This window comes from Aquimonas sp. (assembly GCF_044377145.1).
GTDB lineage: Bacteria > Pseudomonadota > Gammaproteobacteria > Xanthomonadales > Xanthomonadaceae > Aquimonas.
In genome coordinates, this window is record NZ_JBILJQ010000001.1 from 82,249 (window position 1) to 102,201 (window position 19,953).

General features: G+C 65.5%; 12 protein-coding genes. 10 read left to right on the plus strand and 2 right to left on the minus strand.

Annotation, left to right across the window (positions count from 1 at the left end):
* Positions 1 to 130: 130 nt before the first annotated feature.
* Positions 131 to 712 carry an NfuA family Fe-S biogenesis protein gene (locus ACIQ7H_RS00360; RefSeq protein WP_395787212.1) on the minus strand — a complete coding sequence of 194 codons (582 nt, stop codon included), beginning with the start codon at positions 710 to 712 and terminating at the stop codon, positions 131 to 133.
* A gap of 179 nt (positions 713 to 891) precedes the next feature.
* On the opposite strand from ACIQ7H_RS00360, the gene ACIQ7H_RS00365 reads away from it, so the two are divergent.
* From ACIQ7H_RS00365 to ACIQ7H_RS00405, 9 genes are all read left to right on the plus strand, one after another.
* Positions 892 to 1,245 carry a 4a-hydroxytetrahydrobiopterin dehydratase gene (locus tag ACIQ7H_RS00365; protein ID WP_395787215.1) on the plus strand — a complete coding sequence of 118 codons (354 nt, stop codon included), beginning with the start codon at positions 892 to 894 and terminating at the stop codon, positions 1,243 to 1,245.
* A 16-nt stretch (positions 1,246 to 1,261) separates the two neighbouring features.
* A complete protein-coding gene (locus ACIQ7H_RS00370; RefSeq protein ID WP_395787219.1) occupies positions 1,262 to 2,665 on the plus strand; it encodes a CPBP family intramembrane glutamic endopeptidase in 1,404 nt (467 codons plus the stop codon).
* 192 nt (positions 2,666 to 2,857) lie between these two features.
* Positions 2,858 to 5,344, plus strand: coding sequence for an N-6 DNA methylase (locus ACIQ7H_RS00375; protein ID WP_395787222.1), 2,487 nt, complete (start codon positions 2,858 to 2,860; stop codon positions 5,342 to 5,344).
* Positions 5,337 to 6,572, plus strand: coding sequence for a restriction endonuclease subunit S (locus ACIQ7H_RS00380; protein WP_395787225.1), 1,236 nt, complete (start codon positions 5,337 to 5,339; stop codon positions 6,570 to 6,572). Before ACIQ7H_RS00375 ends, ACIQ7H_RS00380 begins: the two co-directional genes overlap by 8 nt.
* Positions 6,569 to 7,117, plus strand: coding sequence for a DUF1016 N-terminal domain-containing protein (locus ACIQ7H_RS00385; protein WP_395787227.1), 549 nt, complete (start codon positions 6,569 to 6,571; stop codon positions 7,115 to 7,117). Before ACIQ7H_RS00380 ends, ACIQ7H_RS00385 begins: the two co-directional genes overlap by 4 nt.
* Positions 7,118 to 10,459, plus strand: a complete 3,342-nt coding sequence (locus ACIQ7H_RS00390; RefSeq protein ID WP_395787229.1) for a type I restriction endonuclease subunit R — start codon at positions 7,118 to 7,120, stop codon at positions 10,457 to 10,459. It begins immediately after the preceding gene.
* Complete coding sequence (locus tag ACIQ7H_RS00395) at positions 10,456 to 11,151, plus strand: M48 family metallopeptidase (protein WP_395787231.1); 696 nt, start codon at positions 10,456 to 10,458, stop codon at positions 11,149 to 11,151. Before ACIQ7H_RS00390 ends, ACIQ7H_RS00395 begins: the two co-directional genes overlap by 4 nt.
* Positions 11,152 to 11,155: 4 nt before the next feature.
* Complete coding sequence (locus ACIQ7H_RS00400) at positions 11,156 to 13,150, plus strand: McrB family protein (RefSeq protein WP_395787233.1); 1,995 nt, start codon at positions 11,156 to 11,158, stop codon at positions 13,148 to 13,150.
* Positions 13,147 to 14,427, plus strand: a complete 1,281-nt coding sequence (locus ACIQ7H_RS00405) for an McrC family protein (protein ID WP_395787235.1) — start codon at positions 13,147 to 13,149, stop codon at positions 14,425 to 14,427. Before ACIQ7H_RS00400 ends, ACIQ7H_RS00405 begins: the two co-directional genes overlap by 4 nt.
* Here ACIQ7H_RS00405 and ACIQ7H_RS00410 read toward each other — a convergent pair.
* Positions 14,414 to 15,349: an RluA family pseudouridine synthase gene (locus ACIQ7H_RS00410; protein WP_395787514.1), complete on the minus strand. Its 936-nt coding sequence runs from the start codon at positions 15,347 to 15,349 to the stop codon at positions 14,414 to 14,416. The genes ACIQ7H_RS00405 and ACIQ7H_RS00410 overlap by 14 nt on opposite strands.
* A 736-nt stretch (positions 15,350 to 16,085) precedes the next feature.
* Here ACIQ7H_RS00410 and rne point away from each other — a divergent pair.
* Positions 16,086 to 19,865: a ribonuclease E gene (rne, locus tag ACIQ7H_RS00415; protein ID WP_395787237.1), complete on the plus strand. Its 3,780-nt coding sequence runs from the start codon at positions 16,086 to 16,088 to the stop codon at positions 19,863 to 19,865.
* The last annotated feature ends 88 nt before the right edge of the window (positions 19,866 to 19,953 follow it).

The following is a 19,953-nucleotide window of genomic DNA, read 5'->3' on the forward strand; positions in this document are numbered from 1 at the left end:
GGCGGAGATTCGGGATCACGGGCATGCGAGCTCGCGAGAAGTCCGCTCTGACCAACTACGCCACCGCCAGCCGGCAACCTCACACGCCACCCGCTTCGAATCCCGAATCCCGAGTCCCGCCCCGCCACCCTCAGGCGAAATACGGCATCTCACCCTTCGCATGATCCGTAGCATCCCGCACCGCACGAATCTCCGGCACGCGCTGCATCAGGGTTTTTTCGACGCCGTTCTTCAGCGTGTAGTCGACCTGCTTGCAGCCCTGGCAGCCGCCGCCGAAGCGCAGCACCACGATGCCGTCGGCGGTGATCTCCTCCAGCGACACTTTGCCGCCGTGGCTGGCCACGCCCGGGTTGATCTCGGTCTCCAGCACATGCTTCACGCGCTCGACCAGGCTGGCCTCAGCACCCGGCGGCACACCCTTGATGCGCGGCGCGCGGATCGTCAGTTGGCCGCCGGTGGCGCTGCTGACGAACTCGACCTCGGCATCGGTGAAGTACTCGGCACCGGCGGCATCCAGATACAGCATGAAACCCTGGCACTGGATCTCCCACTCGTCGCCCTGCAGATCCACGGCCTCGACGAACTCGAGCTTGGCGTCTGCGCTGGGCGTGCCGGCGCGTACCGCCGACAGGCGGATACCGGCGATATCGCCGCCCTGCTGTTCGATCAGGCGGGCGAAGTACTGCTGGGCGGAGTCGGTGATCTGGATCATTGCGAAGGCCGGCGTTTGAAATCGGACCAAAATGGTACCGCATCACACCGCGCCTGCCTTCACGGCCGGGCACGCGGCCGGTGCTCGCTATACTTCGCGCCCGCCCAGCGCCGCCTTCGACCGAGCGCGAGTTCAATCAGCACGGTCGCTTGACGCGCAGGCTCCATGAGTACGCCCCCATGAGCACGATCCAGCTGTCCGACCTCGCCAGCCAGCGCTGCCAGCCGCGCCGCGGCGCCGAACACCTGCTGCTGCCCTCACGCAGCGAAGCCGCGCTGACCGCCCTGCCCGGCTGGGCCGTGGTCGAGAACGGCGAGGCGCTGAGCAAGACCTACAATTTCGCCGACTATTACCGCACCTTGGCCTTCGTCAACGCGCTGGCCTTTGTCGCCCATGCCGAAGACCACCATCCTGATCTGTCGGTGCACTACAACCGCTGCGTGGTGCGCTTCTCGACCCACGATGTGGGCGGCCTGTCCGAGAACGACCTGATCTGCGCCGCCAAGGTCGAAACCCTGATCGCCGCCGGCTGAGCCGGTGCGGCGCGCCTTGGCACCCGCGCTGCTGCTGGCCTTGGCCGCAGCACTCTGGTGGCTGGCCCTGGCCAGTGCGTCGGCACAACTCGAAGCCCGCGCACACGCCGAGGCCGCTCTGTACGCAGCTGGAGGCAGCCCCTTCGACTGGCAGTTCAGCGACACGGATGCCGTGGTCGGCCCGCCGCTGGGTCTGATCGATGTGCGCGTAGATGCCGATGGCCTGAGCGCACAGTTGCCGGACGGTGGCGCCAATATCGGCCTGCGTCTGTCCGGGCGACAGATTGATCCCGAGGTATTGGGCCGCCTGCGCCTGCAGTTCATCGCTGCTGAACCGTTGCAGTGGCGTCTGCTGCACGCGCAGGATCTGCGTCCCGATCTGGACTTTGGTCCAATTCAGAACGGCGACGCGGGACAGCTGAAAATCCAGCGCCCGCTGGCCGAACTGATCGGCGATGCCAGGGCCCCTCTGCAGCAGCTGCGCCTGCAGTTGATGAGCGACACCCCTCAGCGAATCCAACTGCAGCGGCTCACCCTGCTCCCCGCCCAGTGCGGCGATCGGCCCTGTCTGCCAGCTCGTTTCGTGCTGCCCGCCCGCAGCTCCACCAGCCATCTGCTGGCAAATCGCGACGCACGCCTGCAAGCTCAGCCGCAGCTGCTGATCGGCGCCAATGCGCCGAGCTGGTTGATCGAAGCCCAGTGGCTGCGCCAGCGTGTGCCGACCCTCGCCTGGCTGGTGATCGGGCTCACTATCGCGGGTGCAGCGGCGCTGGCATCACGCCGACCCGCCTCTGCCCGACAGTCAGGCATCGCCCTGGCCTTCGGCGCCGCCTTGCCGATCGTCCTGCTCGCACTCGGCCTGCCGGATTTCCCCGCCCAAGCAGGCGAGGCGTACCTCCTCGCGGGCTGGCTGGTCGCCCTTTGGCTGCTGCGGCCGTGCGCAGCGACCAGCACCGCCGGTAAGGCAAGCAGTGCATGGCTCGCCGCCATCGGCGTGGTCGGGCTCGGCCTGGTCCTGCTGTTGGCACTGCGCCTCAGTGCTGAAGTCGACCTGCTGGCGCCCACTCACACCCGCGCCTTCGCCGCCGACCGCCTGCTGCGCTACGCCGCCTGGGCCGGCCTGCAGCAGCTGTGGCTGGCGCGCTTCGTGTTGCCCCACCTCAACACACTGGGCCTCGGCCGCTGGGCCCTCCCCAGTGCCGCCCTGCTGTTCGCCGGCCTGCACCTGCCCAACACCGAACTGATGGCCCTCACCGCCCTCGGCGGCCTCGGCTGGGCCTGGCTCGCGCAACGTTATGGCCGCCTGCTGCCGCAAACAGCTGCGCACGCGGCGCTGGGCATTGCCTCGATTGCGCTGTTGCCGGAAGCGGTACTGCGATCAGCTGAAATTGGTGGGCGGTTTGTGTTTGCGCCGCTGTGAGGCGCGCAGGTTAAGCGGTCGGGCAATCCGATCAAACTTCCGCTCGCCCAGACCCTATGATCGATCCCGCGACAGATCTGTCCCGCACCACCGAAAGCCACACATCAGGGCCGGCAATGCAGACACGCACCCGCTGCACAGGCGGAATGCGGCCGGCATGAACAGCGACACCACAAACCGAAGGACCCCCGAGTGCCCTTAACCCTGCCACAGCTTGAACGCCACCTCTTCAAAGCCGCCGACATCCTGCGCGGCAAGATGGACGCCTCCGAGTTCAAGGAATACATCTTCGGGATGCTGTTCCTCAAGCGCTGTTCCGACGTGTTCGAGCAGCACCGCGAGAAGATCATCGCGGAGCAAGAGGCGCTAGGCTGCAGCAAGGCGGTGGCCACCCAGATCGCCAACCAGAAAGACTGGTACATGGAGGAAGGCGCGTTCTGGGTGCCCGAGCACTCGCGCTACGACTACCTGCTCAATGAGGCCCACCAGAACATTGGTGATGCTCTGAACAAAGCGCTGGCCGGGTTGGAAACCGGCAATACGAGCCTTTACGACGTGCTGGAGCACATCAACTTCACCAAGAAGGTCGGCCAGAGCAAGATCCCCGACATCAAGCTGCGCGCGCTGATCAACCACTTCAACCTGCACCGCCTGCGCAATGAGGACTTCGAGTTCCCCGACCTGCTCGGCGCGGCCTACGAGTACCTGATTGGCGACTTCGCCGACTCCGCCGGCAAGAAAGGCGGCGAGTTCTACACCCCGCGCTCGGTGGTGCGGATGATGGTGCGCCTGATCAAGCCGGAGCTGCAGCACCACATCTACGACCCCTGCTGCGGCTCGGGCGGCATGCTGATCGCCGCCAAGGAATACATCGACGAACAGGGCCAGGAAGGCCGCAAGGCCAACCTCTACGGGCAAGAGGCCAATGGCACGGTGTGGTCCATCGCCAAGATGAACATGCTGCTGCACGGCATCAGCACCGCCGACCTGCACAACGAGGACACCCTGGCAAAGCCGCAGCATGTCAAGGGCGGCGAGCTGAAGCGGTTCGACCGCATCCTCACCAATCCTCCTTTCTCGCTGCCCTGGGGCACCACCGACAAAGACCAGAACGGCCAGTCCGTGTGGGCGCCCGAAAAGCGCACCGACCGCTTCACCTACGGAGAGGTGCCGCTGGGGGCCAAGAAGGCCGATCTGATGTTTCTGCAGCACATGGTCGCGGTGCTCGCCGCAGGCGGGCAGACCGCCACCGTCATGCCGCACGGCGTGCTGTTCCGCGGCGGCGAGGAGCGCAGCATCCGCGCCGGCATGATCGAACACGACCTGCTGGAGGCCGTCATCGGCCTGGCCCCCAACCTGTTCTATGGCACCGGCATCCCGGCCTGCATCCTGGTGCTGCGCCAGCGCGTGCAGCACGGCGCCGCACAGGTCAGCGGCAAGCCCAAGGAGCGCCAGGGCAAAGTCCTGTTCATCAACGCCGACCGCGAATACTTCGAGGGCCGGGCGCAGAACTTTCTGATGCCCGAGCACATCGAGAAGATCGTCACCACCTTCGAGGCCTTCAAGAAAGAGCCCGGCTTCTCGGCCATCGTCGACACCACCACGCTCAAGGCCAACGGCTACAACCTCAACATCCGCCGCTACGCCGACAACGCGCCACCGCCCGAGCCGCACGACGTGCGCGCCCATCTGCTGGGCGGCGTGCCCAAGGCCGAAGTGGCGCAGCCGGCGAAGAACGCCCTGTTCGCGGCCCACGGCCTGAACCCGCTGGACCTCTTCGTCCAGCGCGACAGCGACTACTATGACTTCAGGCCCGAGTTCACGGCCAAGGCCCAGCTCAAGCCCGCCATCGAAACCAATGCCGGCCTGCAGGCCAAGGAAGCCGCCATTCGCGAGGCGTTCGAGGCCTGGTGGGCGGCCCACAGCCAGCGCATTACCGACCTGGCCGGGGCGCAGAGTTTTGTCGCCCTGCGCAACGAACTGCTGCAGAGCTTCAGCAGCGCGCTGGAGCAGATCGGCCTGCTCGACCCCTTCCAGGTGCGCGGCATCGTGGCGGGCTTCTGGAACCAGACCAAGTACGACTTCCTCACCCTGATGGCGCGCGGCGCGCACGGCGTGGTCGATGCCTGGCGCACCAGCATCGTCACCGCGCTGGAAGACAAAACCAGCAAGGACAGCCCGCTGGAGCACAAGCTGGTCAAGTTTCTGATGGGCAGCTTCGTGGCCGAACTCGAAGAGCTGGAGGGCCAGAAGCTGGAGCTGGAGGCCCGCATCAAGTCCGCCACGCCGGAGCCCAGCGAAGACGGCGAAGACGCCAGCGACGCCGACGAGACGGACGAAGACAACGCGGTCGACGAGCAGCAGCTCAAGGCCTGGAAGAAAGAGCTGACCGCGCTGAAGAAGCGCATCAAGGCCCGCAACGACAGCCTGAGCCTGGAGCTCGGCAGGTCAGTGAGCAGCCTGGACGCGGACGCCGCCGGCAAGCTGCTGCTGACCATCCTGCACGCCGACATGCAGCGCATCGTGGAGCGCTACGTCAGCGGCCAGCGCCAGCAGATCGTGGCCGCGTTCGAGAACTGGTGGGACAAGTACCGGGTGACCTTGACCGAGATCGAGCGGGAGCGGGATGCGGCGGCCCAGCAGCTGCAGCAGTTCTTGAAGGGGTTGGGGTATGTCTGAGGCTCAAGCAGCAGGTGAATACAAGCTCTTGAGCGAGGTAGTCACTCCAGTCAATGAGAAAGTGACTGCGGCGAAAGACCCAGGGAAGCCCTATGTCGGGCTTGAGAACATTCCTTCTCGCGGCTCTCACCTGCTCAGTTGGGAAATGGCTGAGTCGTCGATCAGCACGAACTCCGTCTTTGCGGCTGGAGACGTGCTCTTCGGGAAGCTCCGCCCGAATCTCAGAAAGTGTGTTGCTGCCCCGTTCGACGGATACTGCTCCACAGATGTTCTCGTTCTCCGGGCAAAGGAGAGCATCGCCCCGGAGTTCGCTGTCCGTGCACTGCAGTCTGAGGAAGTAGGAGCCGCCGCCGAACGCTCAGCAATTGGAACGAAGATGCCCCGCACGGCTTGGGAGCATCTCAGCAAGTTCGCAGTGTTCTGTCCCGAGATCACCGAACAAAGGAAGGTGGCGGCTATTCTCGATTCACTGGACCGAGCAATCCTGAAGACCGAGGCCATCGCCGAGAAGCTGAAGCAGCTCAAACAGGGCTTGCTGCATGACCTGCTGACGCGGGGTGTGGATGCCAATGGCGAGCTGCGCCCCGGCCGTGAGGAAGCGCCAGGGCTTTACGAAAGATCGACACTGGGATGGATCCCGAAGGTATGGACCGCCAAGCCCTTAGGCGATTCAATTCATCTCGTGTCCGGCCAACACATCGCAACAGAGCTATGCAACTCAGCAGGGAAAGGTGTGCCGTACTTTACGGGACCTTCGGATTTTTCCGGTGCGACGACCGTTGTGACCGCTTACACCACGCATCCCCAAGTGATGTGTGAGAAAGGCGACCTGCTAATCACAGTCAAAGGCTCGGGCTGCGGAAAAGTAGCATTGGCAGGGGCGAGGGCGTGCATCAGCCGTCAGCTAATGGCAATTCGCGTGAGCGAAAAGACGCGACCCTATTGGCTTGCGGTCTTACAGAGCTTGCAGGAGCAATTCAACCGCATGGCAACCGGCGGAAACATTCCCGGCATCGGGCGCGACCAGATTCTTGGGCTCGTTTGTTTGACGCCGAATAATGCGGAGGAAATGGAAGCCATTGGCGACCAGATCCAAGCAATGGACACTCGTCTCCGCATTGAAACAACGCAACTCGGAAAGCTACGAGTCCAAAAGAACGGCCTAATGGACGATCTCCTCACCGGCCGCAGGCGCGTAGCCCCGCTGCTGGAAGCCAGCACCCCATGACCGTGCAACCCGTTGCGCTGACCCCGCCACCCAGCGGCTACGCCGACTGGCTGGTCGAGCTGAAAACCCGCATCCACAGCGCCCAGCAGCGCGCGGCGTTGGCGCTCGATCGTGAGCGGGTGCTGCTGTATTGGCAGATCGGCCGCGACATTCTTAAGCGGCAGGGGCGCGAGGGCTGGGGTGCCAAGGGAGTCGACCGGCTGGCCGACGTTCTGCGCGCGGCCTTCCCCGACATGAAGGGCTTTGCGCCGCGCAATCTGAAGCACCTGCGCAGCTTTGCGCAGGCCGGGCCGCAGGCTGAGTTTGTGCAGGAGGTGCTTGCACAATTGCCCTCGCAGCAGCCGCTCGCCCTGCTCAACGCGCTGGAAACCGACATGGCAGCCGAGTACGCGCTGGGCGACAGCACGCAGCCGATGGGCATTGCCGAGTACCGGCTGCTGGAATCGCTGCCCGAACATCTGCAGACCAGCCTGCCCAGCATCGAACAGATCGAGCAGGAGCTGGCCGGGCCGCACGCAGCCACAGACTACGAGGAGCAGGCCTAGATGGGCTGGGAACTGGACGATGTCGAAGGGCCGTTCATCGCCCAGCTGCAGGGCCTGGGTTGGACGCATCTGGCCGGTTGCCTCGATGAGCCGGCGCGCAGCGGGCGCAGCCGCTTCAGCGAAGTGATTCAGGAGGGCGTGCTGCGCGAGCGCCTGCGCGCGATCAACCCCGGCCCCGACGGTGCGCCCTGGCTGGATGAGGAGCGCCTGTCCGAGGCAGTGGCCGCGCTCACCCGCATTGCGCGGCCCAAGCTGATCGAGGCCAACCAGGACGCGACCGAGCTGCTGCTGCTCGGCATCACGGTCGACGGCCTGCCCGGCTGGGATGGCGGGCGCGGCCAGACTCTGCGCTATATCGACTGGGAGACCCCCGCCAACAACCAGTTCACGGTGGTCAGCCAGTACCGCGTGGATTGCCCGCCGGGCTACAGCCGCGGCAAGGCCTTCATCGTGCCCGACCTGGTGCTGCTGGTGAACGGTATTCCGCTGGTGGTGGTGGAGTGCAAGAGCCCGTCGACCCCTGAGCCGCTGAGTGAGGCCATCGACCAGCTGCGCCGCTACAGCAACCAGCGCCACGCCCAGCATGAGGTGGAAGAAAACGAGGGCAATGAGCCGCTGTTCTTCACCAACCAGCTGCTGATCGCCACCAGTTTCGACGAAGCGCGGGTTGGCACCATCGGCGGTGGCTTCGAGCACTTCGCGAGTTGGAAGACGGTGAGCCCGGCCCGCGAAGAGGACATCGCCGCAGGCCTCGGGGTGGCCGCGCTGTCCGAGCAGCAGCGGCTGGTGGCGGGCATGCTCAGCAAGCCAAACCTGCTGGACATCGTTCGCCACTTCATTCTGTTCATGCAGGTCGGCGGGCAGACCATCAAGGCCGCGTGTCGTTACCAGCAGTTCCGCGCGGTGAATGCGGCCATCGCGCGCCTGCAGACCGGCAAGACCCGTCTGCAGGATGGCGAGCACGACCGCCGCGGCGGGGTGATCTGGCACACCCAGGGCTCGGGCAAATCACTGACGATGGTGTTTCTGGTGCGCAAGCTGCGCACGCATCCGCTGCTCCGCCGCTTCAAGGTGGTGGTGGTGACCGACCGCAAGGACCTGCAGAACCAGCTGAGCGCCACCGCCACGTTGACCGGCGAATCGGTGGAAGTGGCCACCTCCACCGCGGCGGTGCAGAAGCTCGTACGACGCAAGGGCCCCGGCCTGCTGTTCGCCACGATCCAGAAGTACCGCGACCCCGATGCCGCCGGCGAGCCGGGCCTGACCGAGGACGACATCCCGGACAGCTGGCAGGAGGCGCAGAAGCGCGTGAACGAGCCCGCGGTCGCGGGCTACGCCACAAAGCCAGCCGGCCGAAGCTTCGAGGTGCTGAATGACGATGAGACCATTCTCGTGCTGGTTGACGAGGCACACCGCACGCAGGCGGGCGACCTGCACGCCCGGCTGCTGGCCGGGCTGCCCAACTGCGCGCGGATAGGCTTTACCGGTACGCCGATCCTGATGGGTGACAAGAAGCGCACCCACGAGATCTTCGGCGAGTTCATCGACCGCTACACGATCAAACAGGCCGAGCAGGACGGCGCCACCGTGCCGGTGCTGTACGAGGGCCGCACCGCGCAAGGGGCAGTCAAGGACGGCGCCAGCCTCGACGAGCTGTTTGAGGACCTGTTTCGAGATCGAAGCGCCGAGGAACTGGAGGCGATCAAGCAGAAGTACGCCACCAAGGGCCCGATCTTCGATGCCCCGCTGCTGATCGCGGACAAAGCGCGCGACATGCTGCGCCACTACGTGACCTACATCCTGCCCAATGGCTACAAAGCGCAGGTGGTGGCCTACAGCCGTTTGGCGGCGGTGCGTTATGTGGCTGCGTTTGAAGCCGCACGCGCTGAACTGTTGGCCGAGGCCGAAGCCCTGCCCCCCGAAGACCGGGCGCTGGACGATGAAGCCCTGTGCCAGCGGCCGCCCAGGCTGCAGGCCAGCGTGCAGGCCTGGCGCTACCGCGATCTGCTGAAGCAGATCGAGTTCGCGGCGGTGATCTCGGGGAGCAACAACGACGATCCCGCCTGGAAGCAGTGGACGGACGCGGCCGCCAACGAGACGCGGATCAAGCGCTTCAAGAAGCCGCTGCGCTTGCCCACGGCCACACCCCAGCCGGAGAAGACCGATCCGCTGGCCTTTCTGGTGGTGAAGTCGATGCTGTTGACCGGCTTCGATGCGCCGATCGAAGGGGTGATGTACCTCGACCGCCCGATCCGCGAGGCCGAGTTGCTGCAGGCCATTGCCCGCGTGAACCGCACGGGCTTCGGCAAGCGCTGCGGCATCGTGGTGGACTACTACGGCGTCGCCCAGCATCTGCAGGAAGCCCTGGCCGCCTACGCCGATGAAGACGTTCAAGGCGCTCTGCAAAGCCTGAAGGACGAAGTGCCGGCGCTGCGCGATCGCCACCTGCGCGTGGTGGACCTGTTCCGCAGCCGCGGTATCGAGTCACTGGAGAACACCGAAACCTGCGTTGAGGTGCTGGCCGACGAGCGCCTGCGCGCCGAGTTCACCGTCAAGCTCAAGCAGTTTGTGGGCTCGCTGGACACGGTGCTGCCGCGCCCGGAAGGCCTGCCCTTCTCCAAAGACGCCAAGACCCTCGCCTACATCTATGCGCGAGCGCGCAACCGCTACAAGGACACGCCGGTTCTGGGCAAGGACGTCGGCGCCAAGGTCCGCAGGCTGATCGACGAGCATGTGATTTCGCTGGGTGTCGACCCCAAGGTCGCGCCGATGGCGCTGACCGATACGGAGTTCAATCACCATCTCTCGCGCCTGGCCAACAACCGCGCCAAGGCCTCCGAGATGGAACACGCCATCCGCTCGCACATCCGCAAGCATCTCGATGAAGACCCGGTGCTGTTCCGCAAGCTCAGCGAGCGACTGAACGAGATCCTGCAGACGCTGGCGGAACAGTGGGAGGCGGTGATCGCGGCCCTGCAGAAAATCATCGACGACATGCGCGCGGGCGCAAGCGGCGATGACACCGACCTGCCCGATCTGCCGGATCACTACCTGCCTTTCCTGCGCATGCTGCTGGAGGCCGTAGCGGGCAGCGAGCGCCCCACGGACGCGCAGCTGCTGAAACTCCGCGACCTGAGCGTCGACCTGGTCGACATGATCGTCGGCGAACTGACCGACACCTTCTGGGAGCCGCACAAGCGGCCCGCGCAGGATGCCCTCGGCGCCCGCATCTTCAGGGCGCTGCACGGCTCCCGCCTGCTTGCGCCGGGCGCGGTGTCGGCGCTGAAGGATCGCCTGCTCGAACTCGCCCGCGCCAACCATGACAGGTTGACGCGGGCATGAGCGTGCTGACCGTAGATGACCTCTGCTTCGCTCTGAAGCCGAGCAGCCGGCGGCGAACGCTGCAGATCACCGTGGACCGCGGCGGCGAGCTGGTGCTGTCGGCCCCGCCGGGCGTGGAAGAAGAGCGTCTGCGCAGCTTCGTGCGGGAGAAGCGCTTCTGGATATATACCAAGCTGGCCGAGAAGGATCGCCTGCAGAAGGCCATACCGAGCAAGCGCTATGTCGATGGCGAGGGGTTTCTGTACTTGGGCCGGAGCTATAGGCTGCGCCTGGTGGACGAACAGGACGCGGCCGTGAAACTGCTCAACGGCCGCTTGCTGCTGCGCCGCGATGCTGTCGCGACCGCGCGAAGCCGTTTGATCCAGTGGTACAGCGCCCGCGCCAAGCCCTGGCTGTGGGAGAGAGTGCAGGACTACGCGGCGCGCATGGAGGTCCAGCCTGTGGGCCTGAAAGTGCAGGACCTGGGCTACCGCTGGGGCTCATGCGGCAAGGGCGGCTGGCTGTACTTCCACTGGAAAGCCATCCTGCTGCCGCCGCGCATCGCCGAGTACGTGGTGGTGCATGAACTGGCCCACCTGCATCAACGGCATCACGCGCCCGAGTTCTGGCAGAGGGTCGAGCGGGCACTGCCCGATTTCGAACGACGGAAGATCTGGTTGGCCGAGCACGGCATCGATGTTGAGGGGATTTGAGGCGATGGCACACTTCAAGAACGAGCACTTCAAGCTGCTCAACAAATGGAAGGGGACGGTCTACGACAAGACCAACCCGGAGCAGCAGCGTGTCTATGAAGAGCTGGTGCACGCTTTCGAGGCGACCAAGCAGTGGGCCGAGGCGCTGCAAAAGCAGCTGTTCAACGTCGGAAGGACCAAGACCGTCCGCAAGCCCACTGACCAGTGGCAAAAGAAATTCACGCACTACAACTGGGCGCGGATCTACCCGACCCAGAACGCGCCCGAGGGCCTGGCCTACACCGTCGGCATCGACGCCGAGCTTGGGTTTGTCGTCAAGATCGACCTCGTGGACATCAAGATCGACGGCCCGAATCTGCGCAAGAAGTACGAGCAGATCCGGGGGCCACTCACGTCCTCGCCGATCGTCGCGATCCAATCGCCCGCCGAGGGGCTCGCCCTCGATTTCACCGCGCTGGTCGACTGGAGCGTCGATGCGATCCGGAAGTTCAGGCTGAGCTACGACGAGGTCGCCGCTCAACTGGGCCTGTCGGCGGGGCCGGACCAAGCGAGCTTGCTGCGCCACTTCCGTGGACATGAGGATTTCGCGCAGCGTCAGCCGGGGTGGCCGCACAGCATGACCGAGCTGTTCAGCCGACTTGCGCGGTCGGTGAACAGCATGGGACTGGACTGGTGGTTCACCCGCGCCACCAACAGCCAGCTCCGCTTCGGCCGGAGGGAGAAGGGAGCGGTCAGAGGTGGTCCGGTCGGCTGGCTGCACCTGCGCATGGACGGCGTTCGGGTCAGTTGGGCGGGCTTTGCGGGCCTGGAGCCGCTTGATGAGTGGGCCGACCTCACCAGCGAGCTCGTCGAGACCTTCGAAGCTGCCGACAAGCACGAGGGCGTTTGGCCGGCGAAACTCGGCCCACGCACCGGGCGCAAGGGCTACTGGCCCGACGACTACGAGGCCATCGAAGAAGACGAACCCAAGAGCGACACGCCGCCGCAAAACATCATCTACTTCGGCCCACCCGGCACAGGCAAGACTTTCGCGCTGCAGGCGCTGCTCGCGTCCAAATACACCGATGCCGAGCACGGCGAGCGCTACGAGCTCGTCACCTTCCACCAGTCCTACGGGTACGAGGAGTTCGTGGAGGGCCTGCGCCCCGTCATGTCCGATTCGGGCGAGCAGCGGGACGCAGATAACGCACCCGTCTCAGCGGGTGGCCAGGTGCGCTACGAGATCAAACGCGGCGCCTTCCTGAGGCTGTGTGATCGGGCGCGCGAGAACCCGTCGCAGAAGTACGCGATGGTGATCGACGAGATCAATCGCGGAAACATCAGCAAGATCTTCGGCGAGCTGATCAGCCTGGTGGAAGTCGACAAGCGTGAGGGCGCGAAGAATCCGCTTGCTGTGACCCTGCCCTACTCCGCCAAGAGCTTCAGCGTGCCATCGAACGTCGATGTGATCGGGACGATGAACACGGCGGACCGCTCGCTGGCGCTGATGGATACCGCGCTGCGTCGCCGCTTCGAGTTCGTCGAGTCGATGCCAGACCCTTCCAAAGTTGAGGTTGTCGTCTCGCACAAGGGTGTGGACATCGACATCAAACGACTGCTGACAATGTTGAACAAGCGCATCGAGGCCCTGTACGACCGCGACCACACGCTCGGGCATGCCTACTTTATGCGGATCGAGGGCCTGGAAATTGCCAACCGCTTTGAGGAGCTGAAGCAGGTGTTCCGTAACAGGATCCTCCCGCTGCTGCAGGAGTACTTCTTCGAGGACTGGCAGAAGATTCGACTGGTGCTCGGCGACAACCAGAAGGCCGGGCGCGAACAACTTCAGTTCGTGCAGGAGATCGGCCAAGAAGAGGACCTGCTGGCGCTGTTCGGCCGCGAGCACGAGCTCGATCAGTACGCGGTTCGTCCCCGCTATCAGTTGAACGCTGAAGCGTTTGATCAGCCTGAGGCCTACGTCGGCATCTATTCGGTCAAAGCTGCCGGGCCCGCCGGATGAAGCCGCTGACGATCTTTGAGTTCGACACGCTCGTCGAAGCAAAGGCCGGAGTGGTGGGACCTGCAGTGCCGCAGCGTGTCTTTGCCTGGCTGGACATGCAGGCACTCAGGAACGATTCGTCCGGCTGGCTCAAGCCGACCCAGCGGAATGGCGCGAGGGCCGTGCAGGTCACCCGCTATGTCGGCGTCATTCGTGCGCCTTGCGGCTTCCATATCGAGGTGCTGCCCAAAACGGGAAGGAACACCTCTCGTGACGAAGCCCGTGCGCTGCTCCTCCGGATGCTGAAGTGCCTGGCCGGCTTTCGACACATCAAAACTGCCGACGCGGACCTGGCTTCCGAGCGCATGCCTCTGCTGGAGGTATTCATCCAGCAGTTCCTGCTGGCCGTGGGTGCGCTGGTCAAGCGGGGCCTGCGCAGTGACTATGTGGCGCGGCAGGACAACCTCTTCGCGCTGCGTGGTCGGCTGGTGATAGCCAAGCAGGTTTCCCAAAACCTGACCCGGCGCGATCGGTTCTTCACCGAGCACGACGAGTTCTCGCAGAACCGCGCAGAGAACCGTCTGATTCATACGGCGCTCCGTCAGGTGCTCAGCCTGTGCCGATCTCAGGAGAACCAGCGTGCGGCACGCGAACTTGGCTTCGTCTTCGCGGATGTTCCGCTCTCAATCGATGTGGGCCTGGACATCCAGCGGATCCGGCTGGATCGCGGCATGCGCTACTACTCGCCAGCCTTGGACTGGGCGAAGCTAATCCTGAAGGGGCTCAGCCCGATCTCAGGGGTGGGAAAGCAGGATGCTCCGTCGCTGCTGTTCCCGATGAATGAGGTGTTCGAGGCCTATGTCGAGAAACACCTGCCGAGGCAGCTGCGCGCTGACTTCGTGCTGAAAGGGCAGGCGAGCAGCCAGCACCTCGTTGCACACGACGCGCAGCGCTGGTTCCGCATGAAGCCCGATCTGCTGGTCAAGCAGAAGCACACCACCCGCTTGATTCTGGACGCGAAGTGGAAACTGCTGGATGCGGCGAAGAAAAACGGGCGCGAGAAGTACCAGCTCAGTCAGGCCGACTTCTACCAGCTGTACGCGTACGGCCACCACTATCTGGATGGTGCCGGGGACATCGTCTTGATCTACCCGAAGACGGACGCCTTTACCGCGCCATTGCCTGTGTTCGAGTTTCCGAAATCCAGCGGGATGCGGCTTTGGGTGCTGCCGTTCTGCCTCGATCGCCAAAGGCTGGAGATACCCCCTTGCCTGGAGGCGGAAGCTATCTTCGCCTGAGGAGGCTACCCCCCAACCCATCCAACCCTGCCTGCAAATCCTCCGGCAGCTCCGCGGTCAGGTGGTAGGGCTCAGTTCCGTCCTTCAGCGCGAAGCGCAAGCTCGCAGCATGCAGGAAAAGGCGTTTGACGCCGGCGACTTTCAGTTCGCGGTTGGCTTCGCGTTCGCCGTATTTTTCGTCCATCGCCACCGGGTGGCCGACGTGCTGGGCGTGCACGCGGATCTGGTGGGTGCGGCCGGTGTCGATGCGCACTTCAGTGTAACTGTGGCCACCGTGCAGGCTTAAGCGCCGGAAGTGGCTGCGTGAGGCCTTTCCCTCGACCGGGTCGACCTTGACCATGCGCTCGCCGCCCTGCAGTTCGAACTTGCGCAGCGGGGCGTCGACGCTGAAGGGTTTGGTGCCGATGTCGCCGACCAGCAGGGCGAGATAGCGCTTCTCCAGCTTGCCCTCGCGGATCAGCCGCTGCAGCTCGGTCAGGGCGGAGCGCTTCTTCGCCACCACCAGCAGGCCAGAGGTGTCGCGATCGAGCCGATGCACCAGCTCAAGGGGCTCGCCAGGGCGCAGCTGGCGCAACAGTTCGATGGCGCCAAAGCTGATGCCGCTGCCGCCGTGGGTGGCGATGCCACTGGGCTTGTTCAGCGCCAGCAGGGCGCGGTCTTCGAACACGATGCTGTCGGCGATGCGCTGGATCTGTCCGCGCGGGGCGTCCTGCGGGGCCTCGGCTTCGGCCAGGCGCACTGGGGGTATCCGGATGGTTTCGCCGCCCTGCAGACGGGTGTCAGGCTTGGCGCGGCCGCCGTTCACGCGCACCTCGCCGGTGCGCAGAATTCGATAGATCAAGGAGCGCGGCGCGCCTTTCAGCTGGCCCAGCAGAAAGTTGTCGAGCCGCTGGCCGACGCGGTCGGCGGGCACTTCAACCATGCGTACACCGACGTGCTTGGCGTCCTTCACACCCTCGTTTGCTGCGGCCGTACCCGGCTTGCTAGACTTCACGCGCGATAAGGTCCTGATTTTCCAGCACCCCTTGTCGTTTCCGGGGCTGTTTCCCTAGATTTCTGAATCGGCGCGGCCAGCCTTGGGCGGCCTGCGCGGTTTCAGGTACGAGCCCGCTTACGCGGGCCGGTCATGGTAGCGGCAAGCGGAAGCAATGCGGAGCGCAGGCTCCACGAAGCAAGGGCTCCGGGTTCATGGGAACTCGCAGCCGGATAGGAAAGATGCAGATAGTCGCGGCGATTGAAGCGGGGGCACGGCCCTCGCGCAGATGCGCCGCGCGGGGCCAGGGAGGCTCCGGTGTCGGAATCGGCGGCTGCCGCTGCGCCTTGGCGCGCGTCGGCGATGCCCGTTTCGCAAACAGCTTCCGCGGCGCTTGCGCCTGCGAGGCTGCCGTTGGCGGGAAGGATCCCGCTGCGGCTGTGGCAATGAAAACCCGTCGCGCCTTTCAAGGCAGCGCACGGGAGGGTCGCCGGGCGGCGACTGCGGGGCTCCCGCAGCGCTGGCCGGCGGAAAGTTAACTGTTTGGCGCTCCCGCGGGCCATTGATAGGCCTGGTGACACGGTCGCAGCGCTGGTGACTCCGCTTTGGGCGCGCGCATTTCGCCCGCCCCGTCCGGGATTTCCGGCGTTCCCCGCGGTTAGAGCGTGCGAGGAATGACAAGACAATGAAGAGAATGCTGATCAACGCAACTCAGCAGGAAGAGTTGCGCGTGGCCATCGTTGACGGCCAGAGCCTGTACGACATCGACATCGAACAGCCCGCCAAGGAACAGAAAAAATCCAACATCTACAAAGGCCGCATCACCCGTCTTGAGCCTTCGCTTGAGGCTGCTTTCGTCGAGTACGGCGGCGACCGCCACGGTTTTCTGCCGCTGAAGGAGATTTCCCGCGACTACTTCCTGCCCGGCACCGACCCGAACAAGCACGGGATCAAGGAGCTGCTGAAGGAAGGCCAGGAGATCGTCGTCCAGGTCGACAAGGAAGAGCGCGGCAACAAGGGCGCCGCCCTGACCACGTTCATCTCGCTGGCCGGCCGCTACATGGTGCTGATGCCGAACAGCCCGCGCGCCGGTGGCGTGTCGCGCCGCATCGAGGGCGAAGACCGCCAGGCCCTGAAAGAGGCCATGGACAAGCTCAACATCCCCGACGACATGGGGATCATCATCCGCACCGCCGGCGTCGGCCGCGATGCCGAAGAGCTGCAGTGGGACCTCGACTATCTGCTGCAGGTGTGGCGCTCGATCACCGATGCCGCCCTGGCCAAGCCGGCGGCGTTCCTGATCTATCAGGAGTCGCGGCTGATCGTGCGTGCCCTGCGCGACTACCTGCGCGCTGACATCGGCGAGATCCTGATCGACTCCGAGCCGGTGTTCCAGGAAGCCAAGGATTTCGTCGAGCAGGTGATGCCGCACAACGTGCGCAAGCTGAAGCTCTACAAAGACAGCATCCCGCTGTTCAACCGCTACCAGATCGAATCGCAGATTGAGAACGCCTACGAGCGCCAGGTCCGTCTGCCCTCGGGCGGCTCGATCGTGATCGACCAGACCGAGGCGCTGACCGCGGTCGACGTCAACTCTGCGCGCGCCACCAAGGGCGGCGACATCGAGGAAACCGCGTTCAACACCAACCTGGAAGCCGCCGATGAAGTGGCCCGCCAGCTGCGGCTGCGCGACCTGGGCGGCCTGGTGGTGGTCGACTTCATCGACATGGAATCCAGCCGTCATCAGCGCGAAGTCGAAGAGCGCCTGAAGAACGCGCTGAAGGCTGATCGCGCCCGCGTGCAGATCGGTCGCATTTCGCGTTTCGGCTTGCTGGAAATGTCGCGCCAGCGCCTGCGCCCCAGCCTGGGCGAATCCAGCCAGCTGGTCTGCCCGCGCTGCGCCGGCCACGGCCGCATGCGCAGCGTCGAGTCGCTGAGCCTGTCGATCCTGCGCCTGATCGAAGAACAGGCAATGAAGGACAGCACCGGCCAGGTGCTGGTGCAGGCTCCGCACGAGATCGCAAACTTCCTGTTGAACGAGAAGCGCCGCGGCCTGATGGAAATCGAACAGCGCCACGACGTGCCGATCGTGATCGTTGCCGACGACCAGCTGGAAACGCCGCACTTCAACGTGCAGCGCATCCGCGAAGGCGAGCTCGGCGAGGAAACCACCAAGCCCAGCTACTACCGCACCTCGCCGCGCAAGCAGGAAGTGCATGCACTGACCCGCGCCAACCTCAATATTCCGCCGGCTCCGGCGGTGCGTGCGGTCAAGCCGACCAGCCCGGCCCCGATCCGAGAAGAGCGCAGCGAGGACGAGGAGCGTCCGAAGCCTGTCGCCGCAGCGGCCACGCCGCGTCCGGTCGCAGCACAGCCACAGGCGCAGCGCCCGGCCGCAGTGGCTGCGGTTGCGGCCAAGCCCAAACCGGGCCTGTGGTCGCGGATCATGGGCGCACTGGGCCTGGCGACGACGCCCAAACCCGAACCCAGCGAAGCACAGCAGCGTACGCAGCGTGAGGGCCGCGATGGCCGCCCGGCCCGCGAAGAACGCGGCAACCGTGGCGAGAACCGTCGCAATGAGGGCCGTAGCGAGGGCCGCAATGACGGTCGCAACGAGGGTCGCAGCGACGGCCGCAGCGACAAGCCGGCCGAGACCCGCGGTGAAGCGCGCGGCGAGCAGCAACGCGAGCGCGGAAATCGTCCACAGAAGGGCGGCGGCGGACAGCAGCAACAGCCCAAGCAGCCGCAGGAAGAACGCGCCGACAAGGACAACGGCCGCAACAACCGCCAGAACCCGCGTCAGGACGGCCGTGGCGACAAGCTTGAGGGCAAGCCTGAGCGCCCCGATCGTGGCGAAGTTGGGCGTCGTGAGCGCAGCGCTGAACCCGTCGCAGCCGCGCCGGATCGGCCCAGCCGCGCCGAGGCTCAGGCCGAGCGTCGCGAGCGCGCCGCCGAAGCGCAGGCAGCCCGACCCTCGCCCGAGCTGATGGATGCCGCCGCGCTGGCCGCTGCAGCCGCCGTGGCGGCCGAAGCCTCTGCGACCGGCGCTGAAGTGCTCAACCCGGAAGCCGCCGCTGAGAACGGCGCCGATACCGGCACTGCAGGGCGTCGCCGCCGCGGACGTCGCGGTGGTCGCCGCAGGCGTCGTGAGGGCGGGGCTGCCGGTGAAGGCAGCGATCAGGCACTCGGTCTGGACGACGAAGCCGAGGGCGAAGACGAGGCTGAGGAAAAGGTTGCAGCAGCAGTCGCGCCGACCCGTGCAGCGCGCCCGGCCGTGGCCGTTGAAGCAGTCGCTGTGACCGCGAACGACGATGCTGCTGAGCTCGTGCCCGCTGCAGCCGAAACCGACGACGACAGCGAAATTGTTGCCCGCGCTCCCGAAGCCCCCGCCCGCGGCGAAGCACCGATCTTCGTGCCGGTGCCGATGCCGCGTGCGGCCACGGCGGCTGCAGAGTCCGCCCAAGCGGCACGCGCTGAGGCTGCCGAAGCCGACCCAGCTCCCACGCCCCGTCCGCCGCGCCCGCCACGCGTGCGTGCACCGGCCGAAGCTGCAGCCGCAGCAACGGTCGCCGCGGTGACCAGCCCGGTTGCAGTAGAGGCCTTGGAGGCACCTGCTGCGCCTGCTCAGGTCGCTGTCGAGGTCGCGACTGCGGCCGCTGAGGTGAGGATTGAGGCGCCGGCTGAGGCGGCGGTCGTGACGACCATCGCGGCCGAAACGCCTGCTGTCGCCACTGACAAAGCTGCCGCAACGGCTGAAGCACCTGCGGTCGTGACTGAGGTGGCTTCGTCAGTTGTCGAGACAGCGCCACCCGCCCCCGTAGCTTCTCTCATCGAGCCAGTTGCGGCAGCGCAGGCAGTCGAACCCGTGCAGGCGCCGCCCGCAGCCACTCTCGAGGCGGAAGCCGCGACGGTCGCAACGCCGCGGTCCCCGGCTGTGGTTGAGCCTGCTCCCGCTGAAGCGGTTGAGGTCGTTATCGCGGCCGCACCTGCAGCGGCGGCGGTCGCGGTCGTCGAGGCCGCACCGGTTGTCGTCGCAGAAGCGACGCATGCAGTACCGGTAGTGGCGGCGGTGATCGAGGTGCCAGCTCCGGCGCAGATGCCCGCGACTGAAACCGCAACGACGGGGCCCACAGCGGCCGAGGCCGAAGCGAAAGTCGAGGTCGTCATCGAACGCGTCGCCGAGGTCAAGCCCGTATCCGAAGTCGTGATCGCGCCGCCCGCGCCGGTGGTGGTTGCGAGCCCGCCCGCAGCTTTCGTCCCGGTCGAGACGGCAATCGAGGTCGCCACACCGGCAGTTGTCGAAGCCGGGGCAACGCCGGCGGTCGAGGTTTCGATCGAGCCGACGCTTGCGAAGCCAGCCGCTGTGGTCGCGGAAGCGACCGATGCGAATGCGGTGGAGTCCAGCCCGATTGACGATGCTGCTGCGCAGCCTGCAGCTGAGCCACGCCAGGAGCGGCTGATCTAGTCGGCCGATCTACGCAGCAACTCGCCTGAAACGTGCGGCGGCCCGGGAAATCCGGGCCGCCGTTTTCAGTTGTGGACGGGCGCCACGA

Bases quoted from the DNA above. Each gene is read 5' to 3' on its own strand.
- ACIQ7H_RS00360 (WP_395787212.1), bottom strand. From the start codon at position 712: ATGATCCAGATCACCGACTCCGCCCAGCAGTACTTCGCCCGCCTGATC.
- ACIQ7H_RS00365 (WP_395787215.1), top strand. From the start codon at position 892: ATGAGCACGATCCAGCTGTCCGACCTCGCCAGCCAGCGCTGCCAGCCG.
- ACIQ7H_RS00380 (WP_395787225.1), top strand. From the start codon at position 5,337: ATGTCTGAGGCTCAAGCAGCAGGTGAATACAAGCTCTTGAGCGAGGTA.
- ACIQ7H_RS00385 (WP_395787227.1), top strand. From the start codon at position 6,569: ATGACCGTGCAACCCGTTGCGCTGACCCCGCCACCCAGCGGCTACGCC.
- ACIQ7H_RS00390 (WP_395787229.1), top strand. From the start codon at position 7,118: ATGGGCTGGGAACTGGACGATGTCGAAGGGCCGTTCATCGCCCAGCTG.
- ACIQ7H_RS00395 (WP_395787231.1), top strand. From the start codon at position 10,456: ATGAGCGTGCTGACCGTAGATGACCTCTGCTTCGCTCTGAAGCCGAGC.
- ACIQ7H_RS00400 (WP_395787233.1), top strand. From the start codon at position 11,156: ATGGCACACTTCAAGAACGAGCACTTCAAGCTGCTCAACAAATGGAAG.
- ACIQ7H_RS00405 (WP_395787235.1), top strand. From the start codon at position 13,147: ATGAAGCCGCTGACGATCTTTGAGTTCGACACGCTCGTCGAAGCAAAG.
- ACIQ7H_RS00410 (WP_395787514.1), bottom strand. From the start codon at position 15,349: ATGGTTGAAGTGCCCGCCGACCGCGTCGGCCAGCGGCTCGACAACTTT.
- rne (WP_395787237.1), top strand. From the start codon at position 16,086: ATGAAGAGAATGCTGATCAACGCAACTCAGCAGGAAGAGTTGCGCGTG.